The sequence below is a fragment of the Xanthomonas sacchari genome (assembly GCF_040529065.1).
Classification (GTDB): Bacteria; Pseudomonadota; Gammaproteobacteria; order Xanthomonadales; family Xanthomonadaceae; genus Xanthomonas_A; species Xanthomonas_A sacchari.
This window is the reverse complement of sequence record NZ_CP132343.1, coordinates 4,334,771-4,355,130: the sequence shown is the minus strand read 5'-3', so window position 1 is coordinate 4,355,130 and position 20,360 is coordinate 4,334,771. Positions and strand designations below refer to the sequence as shown.

The window sequence follows — 20,360 nt, the reverse complement described above, 5'->3', positions numbered from 1 at the left end:
TCTCCGGCCGTTCGCCTTTCTGTGGGAGGGGGGGCAGCCCGACACCATGCCGATAACGCGTCGGGGCTGAAGCCCCTCCCACAGACAGCCGCGGTGTCGCGGTTCTTCAGGCGCTGAAAGACGCCGTGGGTACCGCGAGAAGACGGCTCAGCGGCCGTGCTCGTACTATCCGAGGTGGCGCATTGGGCCACCCTCGGTCATCCGCAGAGCCGGCTCAGCCGCCCTTGGCCACCGTCTTCTTTGCGGCCTTCTTCACCGCTTTCTTGGCGGTTTTCTTCGCGACCTTCTTGACCGCTTTCTTCGCCGCCGGCTTGGCCGGGGCGTCGGCGGCGGCCTTCTTCGCCGCGCTCTTCTTCGGCGCGGCTTCCTTCTTGGCGGCGGCCTTCTTGGCGCCGAAGCCCTTGCGCACCGGCTTGCCGGTTTCCTCCAGCAGCTTCTGCACTTCGTCCAGGCTCAGCGTGGCCGGCTCGCGATCCTTGGGGATCTTGCCGTTGAGCTTGCCGTCGCTGATGTACGGGCCGAAGCGGCCGTTCAGTACCTGGATGTCGCTGCCGGGGAATTCCTTGATGATGCGGTTGCGCGCGATCTCTTCCTTCTCCTCGATCAGGAACACCGCGCGGGCCAGATCGATGGTGTAGGGGTCGTCTTCCTTCTTCAGCGAAGCGTAGACGCTGCCGCGCTTGGCGAACGGGCCGAAGCGGCCGATGCCGACGCTGACCTCCTCGCCCTTGTCCTGGCCGAGGCTGCGCGGCATCAGGAACAGCTCCAGCGCCTCCTCCAGGGTGATGGTGTGCATGCTCTGGCCGGGACGCAGCGAGGCGAACTTGGGCTTGTCCTCGGCGTCCTCGGCGGTGCTGCCGATCGCCGCGTACGGCCCGAAGCGGCCCAGGCGCACGCTCACCGGCTTGCCGGTCTTGGGGTCGGTGCCGAGCTCGCGCGCACCGCTGGCTTCGGCACGGTCGACCGATTCCTTCTTGTCCTCGACCAGTTCCTTGAACGGTTCCCAGAACCGCGACATCAGCGGGATCCACTCCTCCTCGCCGCGCGAGACCGCGTCCAGCTCGTCTTCGAGCTTGGCGGTGAAGTCGTAGTCCACGTACTGGGTGAAGTGGCTGGACAGAAACTTGGAGACCGCGCGGCCGACGTCGGACGGGCGGAAGCTGCGGCCCTCCATCTCCACGTACTTTCGGAACAGCAGGGTCTGGATGATCGAGGCGTAGGTCGAGGGACGGCCGATGCCGTACTCTTCCAGCGCCTTCACCAGCGCCGCTTCGGTGTAGCGCGGCGGCGGCTGAGTGAAGTGCTGCTCGGCCAGGATGCGTTCCAGCGGCACGCGGTCGCCGGGCTTCATCGCCGGCAGCTTGCGGCCCTCGTCTTCGTCCTCGGCGCTCTTGTTGTCCTTGCCTTCCTCGTACACGGCCAGGAAGCCGGGTACCACCACGGTGGTGCCGCTGGCGCGGAACACGTGCTCGCTGCCGGCCGACAGGTCCACGCTCACGGTGTTGAGCGTGGCCGGGATCATCTGGCAGGCCACCGCACGCTTCCAGATCAGTTCGTACAGCTTGCGCTCGTCGTCGGTGAGGAAGCGGGCGACCTGCGACGGGGTGCGCAGCGCCGAGGTCGGGCGCACCGCTTCGTGCGCTTCCTGGGCGTTCTTGGACTTTGTCTGGTAGGTGTTGGGCTGGTCCGGCAGCGAGGCGATGCCGTAGTCGCGGGCGATCACGTCGCGGATCTCGGCCAGCGCGTCCTGCGACAGGTTGACCGAGTCGGTACGCATGTACGAGATCAGGCCGACCGTGCCTTCGTCGCCGATCGCCACGCCTTCGTACAGCTTCTGCGCCACCTGCATGGTCTTGCGGGTGGTGAAGCCGAGCTTGCGCGAGGCTTCCTGCTGCAGGGTCGAGGTGGTGAACGGCGGCGCCGGGCGGCGCTTGCGCTCCTTGCTGGCCACGTCGGTGACGTGCAGCGCGCCCTGCGCGGCCTGCTGGATGCGCAGGCGCGCGGCCTCGGCGGTGTCGCCGTCGGTGATGGTGAACTGCTCGAACTTCTGCCCGTCGAGCTTGATCAGCTTGGCGTTGAAGTGCTGCGAGGGATGCGCGCAGTCGGCCGCGATGGACCAGTACTCGCGGGCGACGAAGGCTTCGATCTCCTCCTCGCGCTCGACGATCATGCGCAGCGCCGGCGACTGCACGCGGCCGGCGGACAGGCCGCGCTGCACCTTGCGCCACAGCACCGGCGACAGGTTGAAGCCGACCAGGTAGTCCAGCGCGCGCCGCGCCTGTTGCGCATCGACCAGGTCGCCGGCGATCTGCCGCGGCTGCGCCATCGCTTCCTTGATCGCGCGCGGGGTGATCTCGGTGAACACCACCCGGTGCAGCGGCTTGCCCTTGAGCAGGCCGCGCTCCTGCAGGATCTCGGCGATGTGCCAGCTGATCGCCTCGCCCTCGCGGTCCGGGTCGGTCGCCAGGTAGATGTCTTCGGCCGCCTTGGCCGCCTTGGCGATGGCCTCCACGTGCTTCTCGTTCTTGTCGATCAGCGCGTAGCGCATCGCGAAGCCGTCGTCCGGATCCACCGCGCCTTCCTTCGGGATCAGGTCGCGCACGTGCCCATACGAGGCCAGGACGTGGAAATCCTTGCCGAGGTATTTGTTGATCGTCTTGGCCTTGGCGGGCGATTCGACGATGAGCAGGTGCTTGGACATGGCGGGTCGGGCTTCGATGGGCGTGGGCGGACGCCCTGGGGGCGGTAGGGTGGCGCAATTGCTCCGGTTAGTGAAGCGTTGCGGTCTCGCAGAGAAGCCGACGCCCGGGGCGGAACCCCCGGGCGTTCAGCAACGGCGCTTATTTATTAGTGGACATGTCCGGCTCCCGCTGTCAAGCCGGCGCCGGCCTGACGGGCCGCCGCGCGGCCCCCGGAGGCCGCCGGGCTCAGTGCCAGCCGCCCTTGGCGGCCATGCCGATCGCCAGGATCACCACCAACAGCGCGCCGGCCATCATCAGGCCGAACAGCGACAGAATCACCACAGTGACGGTGCCCAGCTTGCGCTGCTGCCATTCCGGGTGGGCGGTGTAGGCCCACTTGTCCACCACCAGGGTGTCGCAGAGCATGTCATGCAGGGCCTGCTTGCGCTCGGTGAAGGCCGCCATCAGGTAGCCGATGCCCACGGTCAGGCCGCTCAGCATGAAGCCGAAATAGCGGCCGATGCCGCGGGCCACGGTGATGCGGCTGCCATCGGTGCGCACCACCTTGATGCCGACCGCCATCTTGCCCAGCGTGGCCTGCTTGGTGGAGGCGTGGAACAGGCCGTAGTACAGCGCCGAGATCGCCAGCGGCACCAGGTACATCATCAGCAACATGATGATGCCGGCGGCGGAGGTGAAGTTGGGCTCGCTGCCGACGCGGTTGACCCCCATGAAACCGAGGATCACCACGAACTGGATCACGTTGGAGACGATGCCGACCAGGAACGCGTCGATCAGGTAGGCGGCCACGCGCTTCCAGAACCCGGCCTGCACCACCTCGCCGCCGCCGACCACCCGCGCGCCGCTGTCCAGCATGGCGCTGGGCGCCGCGTAGGGCGACGCCGCCGCGGCGGGCGCGGTCCAGGCGTCGGGCACGGCCGGGGGAGGGGCGGGCGGCGGCACGTCCGTACCGATCTCCGAGGGGGGCAGCGCAGGTGCCGGGGGAGGCGCCTGGGCCAGGCTGAGCTCGTCGACGAACTCGGCCAGGGTGCGCCATTCGCTCAGGCCTTCGCGCCAGACCAGGGTGGACAGCCCGATCTCGCTGCGCTGGAAGCGCTGTTGCAGGTCGGCGGCCGCCAGCGGGCCATGGCGCTGCTGCGCCGCATCGGCGTAGTACCACTCAGTCATTCTGTTCCCCGGGAGTTGCAGTCGAAAACGGTGCGCCGGTCAGCCGCCGCGGCAGTGGACCGGCAGGACGCGATCGTCCAGGTCGGAACTGCAGTTCCAGGCCGACGTGCGCTCATCGTAGTCCAGCCACAGCGCTTTGCCATCCAGGCGCTTGGTGCCGGGCAGGTGCAGCGTGGCTTCCAGGCCGCAGTGGCCGTTGTCGAAGCGGCCGATCCGCACCTGCGCGATGGCGTCGCCGGCATAGCTCTGCGGCGTCCCGAAGCCGGTGTCGCCGTTCACCGGGCAACGGTGCTCCTGCGCCGTGAACGCGCCGATCTGGTCCTTCAAGGGCGCCAGGGTGCCGAGCGCCTGCGCGACCTTCGCGCGTGCCATGTAGTCCTGGTAGGCAGGCAGGGCGATCGCCGCGCCGATGCCGAGGAAGGCCACCAGCAGCACGCCGGCGACGGCGCCGACGATGGCCATGATCGCGCAGCCGGACAGGCCGCTGCGTGGCGGGGCCGCCGCGGGGCCTGCGGGAGCGGCGGCCTGGAGCGGCGGCGGCAACGGTGGCGGGATGGGGGCCTCGGGCAGGCCCAGTTCGGCGGCGAGCGCATGCAGCGGCCGCCACTCCGGCAGGCCTTCGCGCCAGACCAGGGTGTCGCGCTGCAGGCGGCCGTCGTGCAGGCGTTCCAGCAGGGCCGACGCCGGCAATGGCCCATGCCGCTCGCGGGCGGCATCGACGTAATACCAGACCGCCAATGGGGAGGTGTCTTCGTGCATCCGTGCGCGACCGTCAGCGGCTCAGTGGACCGGCTCCGGCTCGTCGACGAACATCTGCGTTTCCATCCACGCGTACGCCGCCTCGGCACCGGGTTGATTGAACAGCACCATCAGCACCACCCACTTCAGGTCGTCCAGGTCCAGTTCGTCCTGGTCCAGGGCCATGGCCCGGTCCAGCACCAGTTCGCGCTGGTCGCTGTCGAGGATGCCGTGCTGCTCCAGGAACAGCAGGAAGCCGCGGCATTCCACGTCGAGCTTGTCCAGTTCCGGGCCGTGGTAGATGCGGATCGGACCGTCGATGCGCGGCTGCGCCACGGCCGGGCGCTGGTCGGCCAGGGCGTCGAGCCAGTCGAACGCCTTGCTGATCTCGGTGGGGCTGAAACCGGCCTGGATCAGGCCATTCTGGAGGGAGTCGCGATCGCGGACCGGATCCGCGTCTTCGCTGAAATAGTGTTCGAACAGGTACAGCAGGACATCCAGAATGCTCTCTTTCATTGCCCCTCGGCCTGCGTCGCGAGACGCTGTGGAGGTGAAGAAACTAGGGTTTGCGGGTGTAACGACCGCGTTCGACCGCCACGTAGCCATCCAGTTCCATGGCCAGCAGCATGGAGGACGCCGCTGCGGCCGTCAATCCGCTGCGTGCGATGACTGAATCCATACAGATGGGGTCGTGGCCCAGCGCCTGCCACAAGCGCTGGTAGTCGGGGTCGGAGAAGGCCGGCGTGGCGCCGCGCGCGGTGCTGGCTCCCTGTGTGGGGGCGTTCAGGCGCCCGCGCAAGGCGTCGGCCAGTTCGGCGGCCAGCGGGGCGACGCCGTCCACGACCTCCTCGGCGCGTTCCACCAGCCCGGCGCCGTCGCGGATCAGCCGATGGCAGCCGCGTGCCAGCGGGTTGTGGATCGAGCCGGGCAGGGCGAACACCTCGCGCCCGGCTTCGGCGGCCAGCCGCGCGGTGATCAGCGCGCCGGAGCGGGTGGCGGCCTCGATCACCAGGGTCGCCAGGCTCAGCCCGGCGATCATGCGGTTGCGCGCCGGGAAGTGGCCCGCCCGCGCCGGGGTGCCGGGCGGATGCTCGCTGACCACCGCGCCGCGTTCGGCGATCTGGTTGCGCAGGGCGGCATGCTGGCGCGGATAGGCCAGGTCGGGACCGGTGCCGACCACCGCCACGGTCAGTCCGTCGGCGCGCGACAGCGCCGCCCGGTGCGCGGCGGCATCCACGCCGCTGGCCATGCCGCTGGTCACCGCGAAGCCGGCCGCGGCCAGGGCCAGGGCGAAGCCATAGGCGTTGTCGCGGCCACCTGCGCTGGGGGCGCGGCTGCCGACCACGGCCACCGCCGGATGCCACAGCGCCATCGGGTCGCCGTCCACGTACAGCGCCAGCGGCGGGTTGGGCGTGCGCCGCAGCAGGGCGGGGTAGTCGGGATCGTGGCAACCGAGCAGGTGCCGGCCCGGCTGCGCCAGCCAGCGTTCGGCGGTGTCCAGTGCGGCGCGATCGGGACGCTGCAGCGCGGCGATCTGCGCCGCATCCAGGCCGGCGGCATGCCAGGCGGCGGGACCGGCGGCCAGCGCCGCCGCCGGGCTGCCATGCCGCTCCAGCAACTGCCGGCGCGGGGCGCTGGCGCCGCCGGCCAGCGACAGGAGCAGCAGGGCCGGATCGGCGGGTGCGTCGAAGGAGGTGGTGGCCGAATGGGACATGCGCCCAGGCTAGGCCGCAGACGCAGACGGCGCCCTCGGGCGCCGTCTGCAATCGCTGTAGGGGGACTCCCCGGTGGCGGGTCAGCGTGCGTCGGGGTGCTTGACGTCGTAGCCGACCCGGGTCGGCTTGATGCCATCCATCACCAGCGCGTAGCTGACCTTGTCGAAGGTGCGGAACACCATCGCGTGCGCGGCGTACTCGTCCGGCAGCGCCACCGTGGTGCCGCTGCCGCCGGTGAAGCCGTCGTCGGCGCGCGAGGTATTGGGGTGACGCACGCGGTCGTTGACCCGGGTGCCATGGCGCCACAGCGACACCACCGTGCCGTTGTCGATGCCTTCGCGGCGGCCGCCGGAAATGGCGATCACGTCGCGCGGACCGGCCGCGCTGAACGCGTCGGCCACCGCCAGTACCCGCAGGCCGGCGGCCAGCGCCTGCTCGGACGGCGGATGCGGCACGAACTGCAGGTCGTAGGGCTGCGCCTCGACCGGGATCAGGCGGTCGCCGGCGCGCACTTCGCGGGCGTTGTCCTGCAGCAGCAGGGCGGTGGCCTGGCGGCCGTCGGGGGAGACCCGGGCGACGGTGCCGATGTTGACCTGGGCCAGTTCGTAGCCGAGGGTCTCGCGGCGCTTGTCCGGCGGCACGAAGGTCTGCCACAGGTTGCCGCTGCCGGGGGTGCTGCGGCCTTCGGCGTTGAGGTCGTCGCTGAGCTTGGGCAGCAGGTAGCGCACGGTCGGACGGACCACGGCGTAGCGCTGCCCGGCCTGGGCCTGGCCGAGACCGACCGCGTAGACCAGTTGCCCGTCGGTGGCGCGCAGGCGGTTGTCTTCGGTGCCGACCACGTAGGGCAGGTCGTCGATGCGGTCGACCACGCGCAGGTTCTTCAGGAACGGCTCCACCTGCGCCAGCGGGATCGCGTCGATCGGGGCGTCCTGGCGCGGGCCCGGCTTGACCTCGGCGTGCGCCACGCGGTCCAGGTAGGCCAGGCTCAGCACGTCGCCGGGGTAGATCAGGTGCGGGTTGTGCACCTGCGGATTGGCCTGCCAGATCTCCGGCCACAGCCAGGGCTTGCCGAGGAAACGCCCGGCGATGTCCCACAGCGTATCGCCCTTGCGCACCACGTAGGTGTCGGGGTGTTCGGCGGCCATGCTGGCGGAAGCAGCGTAGGTCGCCACGGTGAGCATCGCCACGGCGACGACCGTACGGAGTCGATTGAACATGAGCGCGGAGCCTGATTCCCCAACAGGTTGGCGCACTATAGTGCAGAACCCTGGTGCGGGCGCAAGCGCCGCGCGCAGAAACGGGTAGAATTCGCAGGCCTTGCCGAATCGTCCGGCGCCCCCATCTTGGGTACCGCTATGGCCCTGCTCCCCATTCTCGAATTCCCCGACCCGCGCCTGCGCACCAAGGCGGTGCCGGTCGACGCCGCCGAGGTCACCTCCGCGGCCTTCCAACGCCTGCTCGACGACATGTTCGAGACCATGTACGACGCGCCCGGCATCGGCCTGGCCGCCAGCCAGGTGGACGTGCACAAGCGCTTCATGGTGATCGATGTCAGCGAGGAGAAGAACGCCCCGCAGGTGTTCATCAACCCGCAGATCGTGCAGCGTGACGGCGAACAGGTGTACCAGGAAGGCTGCCTGTCGGTCCCCGGCATCTACGCCGACGTGACCCGCGCCGACGCCATCACCGTGCGCTACCTGGACCGCCAGGGCCAGCCGCAGGAACTGAGCACCGACGGCCTGCTGGCGGTGTGCGTGCAGCACGAGATGGACCACCTCGACGGCAAGCTGTTCGTCGACTACCTGTCCCCGCTCAAGCGCGAAATGGTGCGCAAGAAGCTGGCCAAGGCGCGCAAGCACGTGGCGTGAGGCCGGCAACCGGGAATGGAGAAACGGGAATCGTAAGCGCGGTGCCCGAGCCATTTCCGGGTCCGCGCGCTTTTCCCATTCCCCATTCCCCATTCCCGGTTCCCAGCCTCCATGAAACTCGTCTTCGCCGGTACGCCGGACTTCGCCGTGCCGTCGTTGCGCGCGGCTGCGCAGCGCCATGAAGTGGTCGCGGTCTACACCCAGCCGGACCGGCCCGCCGGGCGCGGCCGCGGGCTGACCCCGTCGCCGGTCAAGCTGGAGGCGGTGGCGCGCGGCATCCCGGTGCTGCAGCCACAGACGCTGCGTTCGCCGGAGACGCTGCAGGCGCTGCGCGCGCTGCAGCCGGACCTGATCGTGGTGGTGGCCTACGGGCTGATCCTGCCCAAGGCGGTGCTGGCGATCCCGACCCATGGCTGCTGGAACGTGCATGCCTCGCTGCTACCGCGCTGGCGCGGCGCCGCGCCGATCCAGCGCGCGATCGAGGCCGGCGACAGCGAGACCGGGGTGTGCCTGATGCAGATGGAAGCGGGGCTGGATACCGGCCCGGTGTTGCTGTCGCAGCGCACCCCGATCGGCGCCGACGAGACCGGCGGCCAGTTGCACGATCGCCTGGCCGCACTGGGCGCGCAGGTGCTGGCCGATGGCCTGGGCCTGCTGCGTGCCGGTCTGCGCCCGGTGGCGCAGCCGCAGCCGGAGGCCGGCGTCACCTATGCGCACAAGCTGGACAAGGCGCAGGCGCGGCTGGACTGGCAGCAGCCGGCGGCGCAATTGGCGCGGCAGGTGCGCGCCTTCGATCCGTGGCCGGTCGCCGAGGCGGTGCTGGCGGGCGAGCGGGTGCGGGTGCACGGCGCGATCGCGCTGGACCTGGCCCACGGGCAACCGCCGGGCACGGTGCTGACCGCGTCCAGACAGGGCATCGATATCGCCTGCGGCCAGGGCGCGCTGCGCCTGCGCGTGCTGCAGCGCGACGGTGGCAAGGCGATCACCGCCGCCGACTACCTCAACGCGCGGCGCGACCTGCCGGTCCTGGCGTAAGGCGTCGGCATGCCTGCGTACGCCGTGTCGGGCCTGGCAGGCGCGTCTGTAGCCGCGTCCTCGCCGAGGCGTGGACGCGCGTCCACCGCGCCGCGCCTGCGCGCCATCCGCGTGGGCGATCACCGCGTGGCATGCGCACGAAGCGGCGGCCCGGCCTGGAGCGCACGCCGATGACCGCGACGCCCAACGCTGCGTGGCCGCCGGGCGTGGCCCCGCGGGTGCTTGCCGCCCGCGTGCTGACCGCGGTGATCGACCGCGGCCGCTCGCTCAAGGCCGAACTGGCCGCCGCGCTGCCGACATTGCCGGATCCGCGCGACCGCGCGCTGGTGGAGGCGATCTGCTTCGCCGTGCTGCGCCGCCGACCGGCCTACGAGGCCGCGCTGCGCATGTGGCTGCAGAAGCAGTTGCCGCAGCGCGACGCCGAACTGCGCGGTCTGCTGCTGGCCGGCTTCGCCCAGCTCGATGCGCTGGGTCTGGCGGCGCATGCGGCGCTGTCGGCGACGGTGGAGGCAGCGCGCGCGCTGGATCGGCCGCGCCAGGCCGGGCTGGTCAACGCGCTGCTGCGGCGCGCGCTGCGCGACGGGCTGCCGGCGGTCGCTGCCGACGCGGGCTGGCCGTTGTGGCTGCGCGATGCGCTGTGCGCCGACTGGCCGCAGCAGGCCGAGGCGATCTTCGCCGCCAGCCAGCAGCCGGCGCCGCTGTGGCTGCGGGTCAACCGCCAACGCGGCACCCGCGACGCCTATCTGCAGGAACTGGCCGCGGCCGGTATCGCCGCGCAGGCCTCGCCGCTGCTGGCCGACGCGATCCGGTTGGAGACGCCGCTGGCGGTGGGCGCCTTGCCGGGCTTCGCCGAGGGGCGCGTGTCGGTGCAGGACGGTGCGGCGCAGCAGGTCGCCGACGTGCTGGCGCCAGCGCCGGGTGCGCGCGTGCTCGACGCCTGCGCGGCGCCCGGCGGCAAGTCCGCGCACCTGCTCGAACGCGATCCCAGTCTGCGCCTGACCGCGCTGGACGTGGACGCGCGGCGCCTGGCGCGGGTCGGCGAGACCTTCGCACGCACCGGCGCCGGCGCGCAGGCGCAGTTGCAGGTCGCCGACGCGGCGCAGCCGCAGGACTGGTGGGACGGGGTGCCGTTCGACGCGGTGCTGCTCGACGCGCCGTGTTCGGCCACCGGCATCGTGCGCCGCCAGCCGGACGTGCTGCTGCACCGCCGGCGCGAGGACGTGGTGGCGCTGCAGGCGCTGCAGGCGCGCCTGCTCGACGCCGCCTGGCAGGTGCTGCGGCCGGGCGGGGTGCTGGTCTACGCCACCTGTTCGCTGCTGCAGGACGAGAACGCGCGGCAGGTGCAGGCCTTGCTGGCGCGGCAGCCTGGTGCGGCGCTGGAGGACCCGGGCGAAGCCTGCGGGCATGCCTCCGGCGGCGGCCGCCAGCGCTTCCCCGGCGAGCAGGACTGCGACGGTTTCTACTACGCGCGGTTCCGCAAGACGGCATGAACCGGCGCCGGTATCATCGCTTCCCATGCTGAAGACCCGCGCCTCCCGAGAATTCTGGTTGTTGGCCATCCTGGCGGTGCTGGTGCTCGGCGCCGGCCTGGGCCTGCGCGATCCGCATCCGGCCGACGAACCGCGTTTCGCGCTGGTCGCCAAGCAGATGGTGGAGAGCGGCAACTGGCTGTTCCCGCACCGCGGCACCGAGCTGTACTCGGACAAGCCGCCGATGCTGATGTGGCTGCAGGCCAGCTTCTACACGCTGTTCGGCAACTGGCGGGTGGCGTTCCTGCTGCCGTCGCTGCTGGCCGGGCTGGGCACGCTGGCCTGCGTCTACGATCTCGGCCGGCGCCTGTGGACGCGTCGCGTCGGCATGTACGCGGCCTACGCGCTGCTGTTCGCGTTCCACTTCACCTACCAGGCGAAGAAGGCGCAGATCGATCCGCTGGTGGTGTTCTTCATCACCCTGGCCAACTACGCGCTGCTGCGCCACCTGTTGCGCGGGCCGGACTGGCGGTTGTGGGCGCTGGGCTGGTTCGCCGCCGGCCTGGGCACGATCACCAAGGGCGTGGGCGTGCTGGCGCTGCTGATGCTGCTGCCGGCCGCGGCGGCGTCGCTGGCGCACTGGCGCGGGGTGCGGGTCGGCCTGCGCGATCCGCGCTTCTGGCTGGGGCCGCTGGCGTTCCTGGCGGCGGTGTCGATCTGGCTGGTGCCGATGGTCGCCACCGCGCTGTCGAGCAACGCGCCCGAGTACCGCGCCTACCTCAATGACATCCTGTTCCGGCAGACCGCCGGGCGCTACGCCAAGTCCTGGGACCACGCGCACGGGCCGCTGTATTTCTTCGGGGTGATGCCGAGCATGTGGCTGCCGGTGCTGCTGGCGTTGCCGTGGGCGATCCCCGCCTGGGCGCGGCGCCTGCGTCGGCGCGACGCGCGCTACCTGCTGCCGCTGGCCTGGTGGGCGCTGGTGGTGCTGTTCTTCTCGATCCCGACCGGCAAGCGCGATGTCTACGTGCTGCCGGCGCTGCCGATGCTGTGCCTGGCGATGGGGCCGCTCATTCCAGGGCTGTTGCGCAAGCCCGGGATCAAGCGCCTGCTGCTGGCGTTCACCACGCTGCTGACGTTGGCGCTGGGCGGCGTGGGCGCGGCGATCCTGCTGGGGCACGGCTTCCGCGCGAAGATGATGGAAGACCGCGGCATCGACCTGGCCACCGTGCAGGTGCTGGCCTGGATCCTGCTGGCGATCGGCCTGTGGGGCGTGGCCAGCCTGGCCGCGTTCGCGCGGCGCCGCCCGGAACTGGCGACGGTCTCGACCCTGACCATGGTCTGGGTGATGGCCGGCTTGCTGGTGTACCCGCTCATCAACATGTCCAGTTCCGCGCGCGGCGTGATGGAGTCGGTGGGGCGCCGCATCGGCCCGCAGGCCGAACTCGGCCTGGTCGCCTGGAAGGAGCAGAACCTGCTGATGGCCGATCGCCCGGCCACGACCTTCGGCTTCGTGGTGCCCTGGGACGAGCAACTGCGTCGCGGCATCGCCTGGCAGGCGCAGGCGCCGCAGCGGCGCTGGCTGCTGGTGCAGGAAGCGGCGATGCTGGGCTGCGTCGACCGCAACGCCAGCATCCTGGCCGGCGTGTCCAACCGGCGCGACTGGTGGCTGGTCCCGGCCAGCGCCGTGCACGGCCACTGCGTGGTCACCCAGGACGACCGCGACCGCCTGCGCGAGCAGGACAAGGACCGCTTCGAATGAGCCGCACCCGCGCACCCCGGCGGTGTGCTGCGACTGCCGGTGGCGGCCAGCGCGTCGCGCGGGCCGGGGAGCGCGCATGCCGTCTCCCCTGATTCGGGTGATCAGCCGCGACAATGGCGGCGGCCTCAGCCGCGACCTGCAGGTGGTTGCCGACCTGCTGCGCGAGACCGGCCGCTACCGCGTGGAGGTGCTGGGCTTCGGCACCGTGCGCATGGCCAATCGCCTGCGCGAACTGCGCCTGTTCCTGCGCAGCCTGCTGTTCGGGCGCGCCGACCTGCAGATCTTCCTGGAGCGGGTGTATCCGCGCTGCCTGGGCAGCGGCCTGCGCAATGCCTTGATCCCCAATCCGGAATGGTTCCGGCACAAGTGGCTGCGCTGCCTGCCGCGCTTCGCCCAGGTGCTGTGCAAGACCCGCCAGGCCGAACAGCGGTTCTCCACCATGGCGCCGACCGCCTTCATCGGCTTTTGCAGCGACGATTGCTACCGTCCTGAGGTCCCGCGCGAACGCGCCTGCCTGCATGTGGCCGGGCGCAGTTCGGCCAAGGGCACGGCGCTGCTGCTGCAGACCTGGGCGCGGCACCCCGAGTGGCCGCGGCTGACGGTGGTGCAGAGCGCGAAGAAGTCCCACCCGATCGAGGCCGAGAACATCGACTACCTGACCGGCTACCTCGACCAGCAGGAACTGCGGCGGCTGCAGAATGCGCACCGCTTCCACCTGTGCCCCTCCGAGGTGGAGGGCTTCGGCCACTACATCATGGAAGCGCTGAGCGTTGGCGCGGTGGTGATCACCACCAACGGCGCGCCGATGAACGAACTGGTGAGCGCCGAGCGCGGTGTGCTGATCGATCCGGTCGGCGAGGGGCCGGACAATTTCGGCGTGCGCTACCGGATCGAGGCCGCCGGCCTCGAACAGGCGATGGCGCAGGCGCTGGCGCTGTCGCCGATGCAGTGCGACGCCCTGGGCACCGCCGCGCGCGGCTTCTTCGAGACGCGCCGGCGCGAGTTCGGCGAGCGCCTGCGCGCGGCCGTGTCCGATCTGCTCGGGGAGGCGCCGCCGCCCGCCGCACCGGCCAGCCGCGGCGCCGATCGCGAACAGGTCAGGCCGGGTTAGGGAAGCGCCCCGGATCATCGCCGACCACCCCCACCCCGACGGCTTCCCTCCTTGATGTCCCAGCCCATCGCGCCACGCCATGCCGTTTCCGCGTTCTCGCGCCAGTCCCTGGCCGAGCGAGGCGCGGCGCTCGCGCTGCTGTGCCTGCCGGCGCTGGTGATCAGCATGCCCAGCGGCCTGCTGCCGTTCGGCCTGCTGCTGCTGGCGACCAGCCTGCTGGCATTGCCGCAGCTGCGCCAGGCGGTGGCGCCGATGCAGCCGTCGCTGCGCTGGCTGTGGATCCTGGCGCTGCTGGTGATCGGGCTGTCGCTGTGCTCGGTGCTGTACTTCGGCCAGCCGCTGAAGGACATCGACAACCGCACCCGCTTCCTGGTGCTGCCGTGGGCGGCACTGTGGACCTATGCGCTGCGGCCGCCGCAGCGCCTGCTGTGGTGGGGCGCGCTGCTCGGCATCCTCGCCGCCCTGGTGCTGGCCAGCGTGCAGGTACTGCAGGGCCAGCCGCGTGCCGAGGGCTGGACCAACGCCATCGTGCTGGCCGACGTAGTGCTGATGCTGATGGTGCTGGCGGTATTCTGCCGGCCGCGCGGCCAGTGGCCGTGGGCCGCCGCCGCGGTGGTGGCCGGCGGCATCGTCATCCTGCTCAGCGGTAGCCGCGGCGTGTGGCTGGGCGTGTTGCTGCTGCTGGTGGTCAGCGCGCTGTGCCTGCGCTGGCGCGACGGCGCGACCCGGCTGATGATCCTGGGCGCGTGCACCGGGCTGGCGGCGGTGCTGGTGCTGAGCGTGCCGGCGCTGACCAAGCAGACCCGCCTGGCCGAACTGCACCACGACGTGCAGCGCTACGAACGCGGCGACAGCGATTCCTCGGCCGGCGCGCGCATCGAACGCCTGCAGGTGGCGGCGGCGACCTTCGTCGAACACCCCGTGGTCGGGGTCGGCGTGGGCCGTTTCGACAACGCCATGCTGCGCCTGCCCGACTGCCGCAAGGGCTTTGTCGAACGCTGCCACCTGGGCCATGCGCACAACGACCTGGCCGAGTGGAGCGCGACCCAGGGCCTGCCCGGTACCGTGCTGATCCTGATGGTGTACGGGGTGCCGCTGTGGCTGCTGCTGCGCCTGTACCGGCGCCGGCCGCAGCCGCATTTCCACGGCGCGGCGGCGGCCGGGATCATGGTGGTGGTGGCCTACGTCCTGTGCGGCATGACCCAGTCGATGTTCGCGCACCAGGTGAGCACCGGTTTCTACGTCGCCCTGGTGGGCGTGCTGATCGGGCTGGCCGCGCGCGAGGCGGAGCCGGCATCGGGCGCTGAAGGCGCCACGCGAAGCCGGTAGACTGCCGATCCCGCATCGCCGGGCGGCACGGCGCCCGGCGCCGACCGCCGGCACCGCGCCTGACTTCCGGATACCGCGCGCCATGGCCGACGCTGCCGCCGCCACCCTGCCGCTGAGCCTGGTGGTGATGACCTACAACGAGGCCGCCAACATCGCGCGCTGCCTGGACAGCGTGCCGTTCGCCGCCGACAAGCTGGTGGTGGACTGCGGCAGCACCGACGACACCGTGGCGATCGCCCGCGCGCACGGCGCGCGCGTGGTCGAGCAGGCCTGGCTGGGCTTCGGCCCGCAGCGCAACTTCGCCTCCACCCAGGCCGCGCACGACTGGATCCTGGTACTGGATGCGGACGAGTTCCTGTCCGACGCGCTGCGCGCCGAATGCCAGGCGCGGCTGCCGCAACTGCTCGCCGAGGACCGCGTGGACGCGGTGTGGCTGCGCCGCAGCACCTGGTACATGGGCGCGCCGATGCGCTGGTACAAACCGATGGTCGGCGAGCGCCTGGCGCGGCTGTACCACCGCGGCCGCGCGCGCTGGAGCGATGCGCGGGTGCACGAATCGCTGCGCTTCGACGGCGCCAGCGCCGCGTTCGCACCGCCGTTCAACCATCTGCACAACCCGACCCTGGTGCACAAGCAACTCAAGGTGCTGCGCTACGCCGAACTCAAGGCGCTCGGCTGGCGCGACAAGCGCAAGCCGGTGAGAATGTGGCAGAGCCCGTTCGTGTTCGCCGGCGCCTTCCTCAAGGACTATCTGCTGCGGCTGGCCTTCCTCGACGGCTGGCGCGGCTTCGTGGTGGCGCAGACCGCGGCCAGCTACGCGCTGTACAAGCGCATGCGCTACTACGAGATGCAGATCAACCCGGCCTCGGTGGAGCAGGCGCGGGCGCAACTGCAACGGCACGATCTGGAGCACTGATGAGCAAGCACTATCTGCTATACGGGTCCGAGCGCTACGCGCTGGCGATCCTGCGCCCGCTGCAGGCGGCGATCCGCGCACGCGGCGACCAGGCGGCATGGTTCTTCGACGGTCCCGGCGCCGAGGATCTGAGCGCCGACGAGCGCCACCTGGCGACGGTGGAGGAGGTGCTGGCGTGGGATCCGTACGCGGTGATCACCTCCAGCAACGCGGTGCCGCATTTCTTCCCCGGGGTGAAGGTCGAGACCTTCCACGGCTTCGACGCCGGCAAGCCGCGGCACATCTACGTACGCGGCTTCTTCGACCTGTACTGCACCACCGGCCCGCGCGACACCGCCGCGTTCGGCGCGCTGGCACGCAAGCTCGGCCACTTCGCGGTCAAGGAGACCGGCTTCCCCAAGATCGATCCGTTCATGCGCGAGATCGGCGCGGAACTGGCGCCGGTCCGGCAGCCGCCAGTGATCCTGTACCACTCCACGTTCTCACCGTCGTGGAGCGCGGCCGGCATCCTCTACGACGAGGTCGCGCGGCTTTCGCGCAGCGGCGAATGGCGCTGGATCGTCACCTTCCATCCGAAGATGGACCCGGCGATGGTCGCGCGCTACCGCGCGCTGGAGAGCGAGTACCTGCGTTTCGCCGACAACGACAACATCCTGGAGCTGTTCCCGCAGGTGGACATGATGTGCTCGGACACCTCGTCCGCGCTCAACGAGTTCCTGCTCACCTACAAGCCGGTGGTGACCTTCAAGAACCGGCGTCCGGGGCCGCAGCTGATCGACATCGACGATCCGGCGCAGTTCGAACCGGCGATCCGCCGCGCGCTGCAGCGGCCGCCGGAACTGATGGCGGCGATCCGCGAATTCGCCGATGGCCTGCATCCCTACCGCGACGGCCAGTCCAGCGAGCGCGTGCTGCGCGCGATCGACGAGTTCGTCGCCGAGGGCGCGCGCAACCCGCGTCGCAAGCCGCTGAACCTGTGGCGCAAGCTGAAGATCCGCCGCCGCATCGGCTACTGGGGCCGAGGCGCGCGTCGCTGACGCGTATCGCTGCTGCACCCGTTCACCAGCGCAGCCGCCGCTGCGCCAGGGCTGCGCCCAGTTGCCGGTACAGCGCCCGTGCCTGCGCGTCCGGCAGCAGCCGCACGCGCAGCGGCGGTTCGCCGTGGCGGGCGCCGGCGGTGTCCAACCACAGCGTCGCGGTGCCGCACCAGCGGTCCAGCGGCGAACGGCTCAGGTGCAGCGTCTGCAACTTGTCCAGTTCGGCCAGCCGCCACCAGCGCCGCCACCAGCCACCGCGCACCGCCACGTAGCGCGCGTCCAGCGCATAGCCCATGCGCTGCGCCTGGCGCCAGGACTTGAACGCCGACCACGGCAGCCACAGCAGGCCCAATGCGGCCCAGGCGCCGAGCGTGGGCCACAGCCCGGCGCACAGCAGCGGCACCAGCAGCAGCGCCGGCAGCGACAGGCGCCACCAGTGGCGCGTGGCGATCCCGTGCCACTGTGCCGGCGGCCAGGCGACCTGCGGCAGCAGCCGCTGCAGCAGCGCATCGCAGGCGGCCGGGGTGGCCAGCGGCGCCAGTTCCGTCAGTGCGTGGTCGTGGCCGTGCCCATGGTGCGACTGGATCACCGCGGTGTCGATGTGCAGGCTGCGCCGCCGCAGCAACCGCTGCAGCACGCTCTCGTGCAGGGTCCAGGCCTGGATCCGGCGCCGCGCCACGCTGCTGCGCAAGCGCGTCAGCAGGCCGCGCTCCACGGTCAGCCGGCGTTCGCTCTCGCTCAGCCGGAAGCCGTGGTACTGCACGATGGCCAGCCCCATCGACAAGGCGCGCATCAGCAGCAACAGCGTCGCCAGCATCAGCGCGAAGGTCACCGCGCCGGCCATCCAGCCCAACTGCAGGTGCGTGGCGTAGCCGAACAGTTGCCGCCCGTAGTGCTCGATCGCGTTGGAGATCATGCGCTCGGGGAACAGGTGGTAGGTGGCACCGAACGCGGTGAGCAGCACCACCATGCCGCGGTTGGAGATCAGGCCCTGGCGCAGCACCTCGCTGGTGGGCAGGGACAGCAGCAGTTCGCTGTCCGGCACGGCGGGCGCGGCGCCCGCGTCGTCGCCGGCCTCGGCGCGCTCGCCGGCGGGCGCACGGTGGCGGATCTGCTGTTCCAGCGCCAGCGCCTGGTCCAGCCGCAGCACCCGCATCTGCGCCTCGGGCTTGGTGCCGCCGGCCGATTCCAGGCGCACCTCGGCCACGCCGAACAGCCGGTGCAGCAGCGACTGGTGCACCACCACGTTGTGGATGCGCGCGAACGGGATCTCGCGCAGGCTGCGTTCCAGCCAGCCGCTGCGGATGCTCAGGCTGTCGTGGCCGATGCGGTACTGATAGGTGAGATAGCGCAGCAGCGACACCGCCACCAGCCCGCTGCACACCGCCAGCATCACCAGGTGATCGGCGTGATCGCGATGGCCGTCGCGGCTGCCGAACACCAGCAGCGCCAGCAACGGCAGCAGGAAGTGCCTGAGGTGCTGCAGCAGCACGAACAGCCACGACCACGGATGCAGGCGCCGGACCGGCGTGGCGTGCTCGGTGTCGGCGAGGTCGCTCACAGCGCGTCGTCGTCGTGGTCGAGCTGGTGCGCCAGGCGTTCTCGCAGGCGCTGCGCGTCGGCCTGGTCCAGGCCGGGCACGGCGACCGCGGTGTGCCGGGTGCCGGCGGTGTGCACGACCAGGGTGGACAGGCGCAGCGCGCGTTCCAGCGGGCCGCGGCGCAGGTCCAGGTGCTGCACGCGCGAGATCGGCACGTGCGTCTCACTCTGCCACAGGCGTCCGCGGAACACGTCCAGGCCCTGGGCATTCAGCCGCCAGCGGATGCGCCGGTGGCGGACGAAGCCGACCCAGGCGCCGCACAGGCTGCCCACCGCCGCCGCCACGGCGCCCAGGGCCAGCGCATGCAGGCTGTGCAGGCTGAGGCCGACGATGCCGGCGGCAACCACCAGGCTCAGCCCGAGCATGCAGCCGCCGCCGAGCGCGGCCAGCCAGGCGCCGCGCAACGGCACCGGTTGCCAGTCGGCCGGCGGCCAGTCTGCGGGAGCCGGGGTGGCGGCGAAAGCGCTCGGCGCGGGCGCGGCGGGGGAGTCGTCCATGGGCGGCGGTGCGATCACGTCGGGGTCTCGGGGCGCGGGCGCGCGGCGTGGCCTGCGATCCTAACGCGGCGCTGGCGGGCGTGCGCTGTCCGCGGCGCGGTTTCCGTCCCGATCCGCGCAGGCGGTGGAAGGTGCCGAGCCGCGGCGGTGGGTTCAGCGCGCCGCGCGCAGCAGCGCGTCCACGTCCAGCGCGTGGCCGGCGCGGGCGGCCTTGGTGCGCAGGTAGCCTTCGTTCTCGGCGGTGATGGTGCCGGTGACCGGGATGCGCTCGGTCACCTCGATGCCGGCCGCGCGCAGGCGCTCGGCCTTGTTCGGGTTGTTGGTGAGCAGGCGCACGCGGCCGATGCCCAGTCCGCGCAGCATCGCCACGGCGCTGCCGTAGCGGCGCTCGTCGGCGCCGAAGCCCAGTTGCGCGTCGGCATCGATGGTGTCCAGGCCGTCGTGCTGGTAGCCGTAGGCGCGCATCTTGGTGGCGATGCCGGTGCCGCGGCCTTCCTGGTCCAGGTACAGCAGCACGCCGCCGCCCAGCGCCTTGAGCTTGGCCAAGCCGTGCCGCAGCTGGTCGCCGCAGTCGCACTTGAGCGAGCCGAACAGGTCGCCGGTGAGGCAGGAGGAATGCACGCGCAACGGGACCGGCGCGCTCAGGTCGGGCTGGCCGATCACGATCGCGACCTGGTCGCGCTGCGCCACGCCGCCGCGGAACACCACGAATTCGCCAGGGCCCAGGTCGCGCAGCGGCACCTGGGTGCGGGTGACCAGGGTGTAGCTGTCGGAGGCGGCGAGGGCGCAACCGTGCTCCAGGTCGTCCAGGCGCAGCGACTGGCAGCCCTGGAAGGCGCTGCTGTCCGCGCCCAGGTCGGCCGCGACCATCGCCGGCAGCAGCAGGCCCAGGCGCGCGATCTCGGCGGCGCCGGCATCCAGCGCGTCGCCGGGCTGCCACTGCGCCGGCACCGGGCCGTCGCGCAGGTAGGCCAGCGCCGCCAGCGCGTCGTAGGAGTGCCCGGCCAGGGCGATGCGCGCGCCCTGCGGCGCATCGAGGCCCAACACCTGCGCGCGCGGCGGCGTCACGAACAGGTAGTGCCGCTGCCCGGTGGCCTCGGCGAAGCCGAGGTAGGACGGTTCGGTGCTGCTGTCCAGCGCCATCACCGCACGGGTGCGGCCGTTGCCGTCGTCGAGCAGGACCGGGCGCCCGGCACGCAACTCCGATGCCGCGCGTTCGCTGCGGATCGCGGCAGGATCGCCGAAGGCGTGCGCGGAAGGGGCGGTGGGGCTGGTCATGCACGACTCCAGATGGGGGATCGGCGGCGCCGCTTCAAGGCTGCCGCATCCGGTCGCGGCGGCACCGGCGCGGCGCCGGCAGGCGCATGGCGCCCGGCGCCATTGTCGCGCGCTTTGCCTGTACCGCCAGCCCGCG

The 20,360-nt window shown here is 71.4% G+C and carries 17 protein-coding genes; 8 read left to right on the top strand and 9 right to left on the bottom strand.

What is annotated here, in order from left to right; translation table 11 throughout:
- Positions 1 to 214: 214 nt before the first annotated feature.
- The 6 genes from RAB71_RS18465 to RAB71_RS18440 all read right to left on the bottom strand — a co-directional run bounded on the left by RAB71_RS18465 (position 215) and on the right by RAB71_RS18440 (position 7,539).
- Positions 215 to 2,701, bottom strand: coding sequence for a DNA topoisomerase I (locus RAB71_RS18465; protein WP_010340683.1), 2,487 nt, complete (start codon positions 2,699 to 2,701; stop codon positions 215 to 217).
- A 226-nt stretch (positions 2,702 to 2,927) separates the two neighbouring features.
- Positions 2,928 to 3,869 (bottom strand): RDD family protein, encoded by a 942-nt coding sequence (locus RAB71_RS18460; RefSeq protein WP_010340684.1) that lies wholly within the window; start codon positions 3,867 to 3,869, stop codon positions 2,928 to 2,930.
- Between the two features lie 39 nt (positions 3,870 to 3,908).
- Entirely contained in the window at positions 3,909 to 4,607 is a 699-nt protein-coding gene (locus tag RAB71_RS18455; protein ID WP_010340685.1) for a pilin, read from the bottom strand.
- A 42-nt stretch (positions 4,608 to 4,649) separates the two neighbouring features.
- On the bottom strand, positions 4,650 to 5,123 hold the full coding sequence (locus RAB71_RS18450) for a DUF494 family protein (RefSeq protein ID WP_010340686.1): 474 nt from the start codon (positions 5,121 to 5,123) through the stop codon (positions 4,650 to 4,652).
- 43 nt (positions 5,124 to 5,166) lie between these two features.
- Complete coding sequence (gene dprA / locus RAB71_RS18445) at positions 5,167 to 6,321, bottom strand: DNA-processing protein DprA (protein ID WP_010340687.1); 1,155 nt, start codon at positions 6,319 to 6,321, stop codon at positions 5,167 to 5,169.
- Between the two features lie 81 nt (positions 6,322 to 6,402).
- The gene (locus RAB71_RS18440; protein WP_010340688.1) at positions 6,403 to 7,539 is read right to left on the bottom strand and encodes a LysM peptidoglycan-binding domain-containing protein; all 1,137 of its coding nucleotides are present in this window, start codon (positions 7,537 to 7,539) and stop codon (positions 6,403 to 6,405) included.
- A gap of 138 nt (positions 7,540 to 7,677) precedes the next feature.
- Between RAB71_RS18440 and def the strand changes: the two genes are divergently transcribed.
- The 8 genes from def to RAB71_RS18400 all read left to right on the top strand — a co-directional run bounded on the left by def (position 7,678) and on the right by RAB71_RS18400 (position 16,849).
- Positions 7,678 to 8,190 carry a peptide deformylase gene (gene def / locus RAB71_RS18435; RefSeq protein WP_010340689.1) on the top strand — a complete coding sequence of 171 codons (513 nt, stop codon included), beginning with the start codon at positions 7,678 to 7,680 and terminating at the stop codon, positions 8,188 to 8,190.
- Positions 8,191 to 8,301: 111 nt separating this feature from the next.
- The gene (gene fmt / locus RAB71_RS18430; protein WP_010340690.1) at positions 8,302 to 9,225 is read left to right on the top strand and encodes a methionyl-tRNA formyltransferase; all 924 of its coding nucleotides are present in this window, start codon (positions 8,302 to 8,304) and stop codon (positions 9,223 to 9,225) included.
- A 170-nt stretch (positions 9,226 to 9,395) separates the two neighbouring features.
- Positions 9,396 to 10,715, top strand: coding sequence for a 16S rRNA (cytosine(967)-C(5))-methyltransferase RsmB (gene rsmB, locus RAB71_RS18425; RefSeq protein ID WP_010340691.1), 1,320 nt, complete (start codon positions 9,396 to 9,398; stop codon positions 10,713 to 10,715).
- A 25-nt stretch (positions 10,716 to 10,740) separates the two neighbouring features.
- Positions 10,741 to 12,456, top strand: a complete 1,716-nt coding sequence (locus RAB71_RS18420) for a glycosyltransferase family 39 protein (protein ID WP_010340692.1) — start codon at positions 10,741 to 10,743, stop codon at positions 12,454 to 12,456.
- 76 nt (positions 12,457 to 12,532) lie between these two features.
- Positions 12,533 to 13,567 (top strand): glycosyltransferase, encoded by a 1,035-nt coding sequence (locus RAB71_RS18415; RefSeq protein ID WP_029561793.1) that lies wholly within the window; start codon positions 12,533 to 12,535, stop codon positions 13,565 to 13,567.
- Between the two features lie 54 nt (positions 13,568 to 13,621).
- On the top strand, positions 13,622 to 14,896 hold the full coding sequence (locus RAB71_RS18410) for an O-antigen ligase (protein WP_010340694.1): 1,275 nt from the start codon (positions 13,622 to 13,624) through the stop codon (positions 14,894 to 14,896).
- Positions 14,897 to 14,978: 82 nt separating this feature from the next.
- Positions 14,979 to 15,812: a glycosyltransferase family 2 protein gene (locus RAB71_RS18405; protein WP_010340695.1), complete on the top strand. Its 834-nt coding sequence runs from the start codon at positions 14,979 to 14,981 to the stop codon at positions 15,810 to 15,812.
- Positions 15,812 to 16,849 (top strand): CDP-glycerol glycerophosphotransferase family protein, encoded by a 1,038-nt coding sequence (locus RAB71_RS18400; protein ID WP_010340696.1) that lies wholly within the window; start codon positions 15,812 to 15,814, stop codon positions 16,847 to 16,849. The genes RAB71_RS18405 and RAB71_RS18400 overlap by 1 nt, the downstream gene beginning before the upstream one ends.
- A 22-nt stretch (positions 16,850 to 16,871) precedes the next feature.
- Here the strand turns inward: RAB71_RS18400 and RAB71_RS18395 are convergent, their stop codons facing one another.
- The 3 genes from RAB71_RS18395 to ribA all read right to left on the bottom strand — a co-directional run bounded on the left by RAB71_RS18395 (position 16,872) and on the right by ribA (position 20,224).
- Complete coding sequence (locus RAB71_RS18395) at positions 16,872 to 18,410, bottom strand: PH domain-containing protein (RefSeq protein ID WP_041500538.1); 1,539 nt, start codon at positions 18,408 to 18,410, stop codon at positions 16,872 to 16,874.
- Positions 18,407 to 18,946 carry a PH domain-containing protein gene (locus tag RAB71_RS18390; protein WP_040900815.1) on the bottom strand — a complete coding sequence of 180 codons (540 nt, stop codon included), beginning with the start codon at positions 18,944 to 18,946 and terminating at the stop codon, positions 18,407 to 18,409. Before RAB71_RS18390 ends, RAB71_RS18395 begins: the two co-directional genes overlap by 4 nt.
- 153 nt (positions 18,947 to 19,099) lie before the next feature.
- A complete protein-coding gene (gene ribA, locus RAB71_RS18385; RefSeq protein WP_010340700.1) occupies positions 19,100 to 20,224 on the bottom strand; it encodes a GTP cyclohydrolase II RibA in 1,125 nt (374 codons plus the stop codon).
- Positions 20,225 to 20,360 lie beyond the last annotated feature (136 nt).

Bases quoted from the DNA above. Each gene is read 5' to 3' on its own strand.
- RAB71_RS18465 (WP_010340683.1), bottom strand. From the start codon at position 2,701: ATGTCCAAGCACCTGCTCATCGTCGAATCGCCCGCCAAGGCCAAGACG.
- RAB71_RS18460 (WP_010340684.1), bottom strand. From the start codon at position 3,869: ATGACTGAGTGGTACTACGCCGATGCGGCGCAGCAGCGCCATGGCCCG.
- RAB71_RS18450 (WP_010340686.1), bottom strand. From the start codon at position 5,123: ATGAAAGAGAGCATTCTGGATGTCCTGCTGTACCTGTTCGAACACTAT.
- dprA (WP_010340687.1), bottom strand. From the start codon at position 6,321: ATGTCCCATTCGGCCACCACCTCCTTCGACGCACCCGCCGATCCGGCC.
- RAB71_RS18440 (WP_010340688.1), bottom strand. From the start codon at position 7,539: ATGTTCAATCGACTCCGTACGGTCGTCGCCGTGGCGATGCTCACCGTG.
- def (WP_010340689.1), top strand. From the start codon at position 7,678: ATGGCCCTGCTCCCCATTCTCGAATTCCCCGACCCGCGCCTGCGCACC.
- fmt (WP_010340690.1), top strand. From the start codon at position 8,302: ATGAAACTCGTCTTCGCCGGTACGCCGGACTTCGCCGTGCCGTCGTTG.
- rsmB (WP_010340691.1), top strand. From the start codon at position 9,396: ATGACCGCGACGCCCAACGCTGCGTGGCCGCCGGGCGTGGCCCCGCGG.
- RAB71_RS18420 (WP_010340692.1), top strand. From the start codon at position 10,741: ATGCTGAAGACCCGCGCCTCCCGAGAATTCTGGTTGTTGGCCATCCTG.
- RAB71_RS18415 (WP_029561793.1), top strand. From the start codon at position 12,533: ATGCCGTCTCCCCTGATTCGGGTGATCAGCCGCGACAATGGCGGCGGC.
- RAB71_RS18410 (WP_010340694.1), top strand. From the start codon at position 13,622: ATGTCCCAGCCCATCGCGCCACGCCATGCCGTTTCCGCGTTCTCGCGC.
- RAB71_RS18405 (WP_010340695.1), top strand. From the start codon at position 14,979: ATGGCCGACGCTGCCGCCGCCACCCTGCCGCTGAGCCTGGTGGTGATG.
- RAB71_RS18400 (WP_010340696.1), top strand. From the start codon at position 15,812: ATGAGCAAGCACTATCTGCTATACGGGTCCGAGCGCTACGCGCTGGCG.
- RAB71_RS18390 (WP_040900815.1), bottom strand. From the start codon at position 18,946: ATGGACGACTCCCCCGCCGCGCCCGCGCCGAGCGCTTTCGCCGCCACC.
- ribA (WP_010340700.1), bottom strand. From the start codon at position 20,224: ATGACCAGCCCCACCGCCCCTTCCGCGCACGCCTTCGGCGATCCTGCC.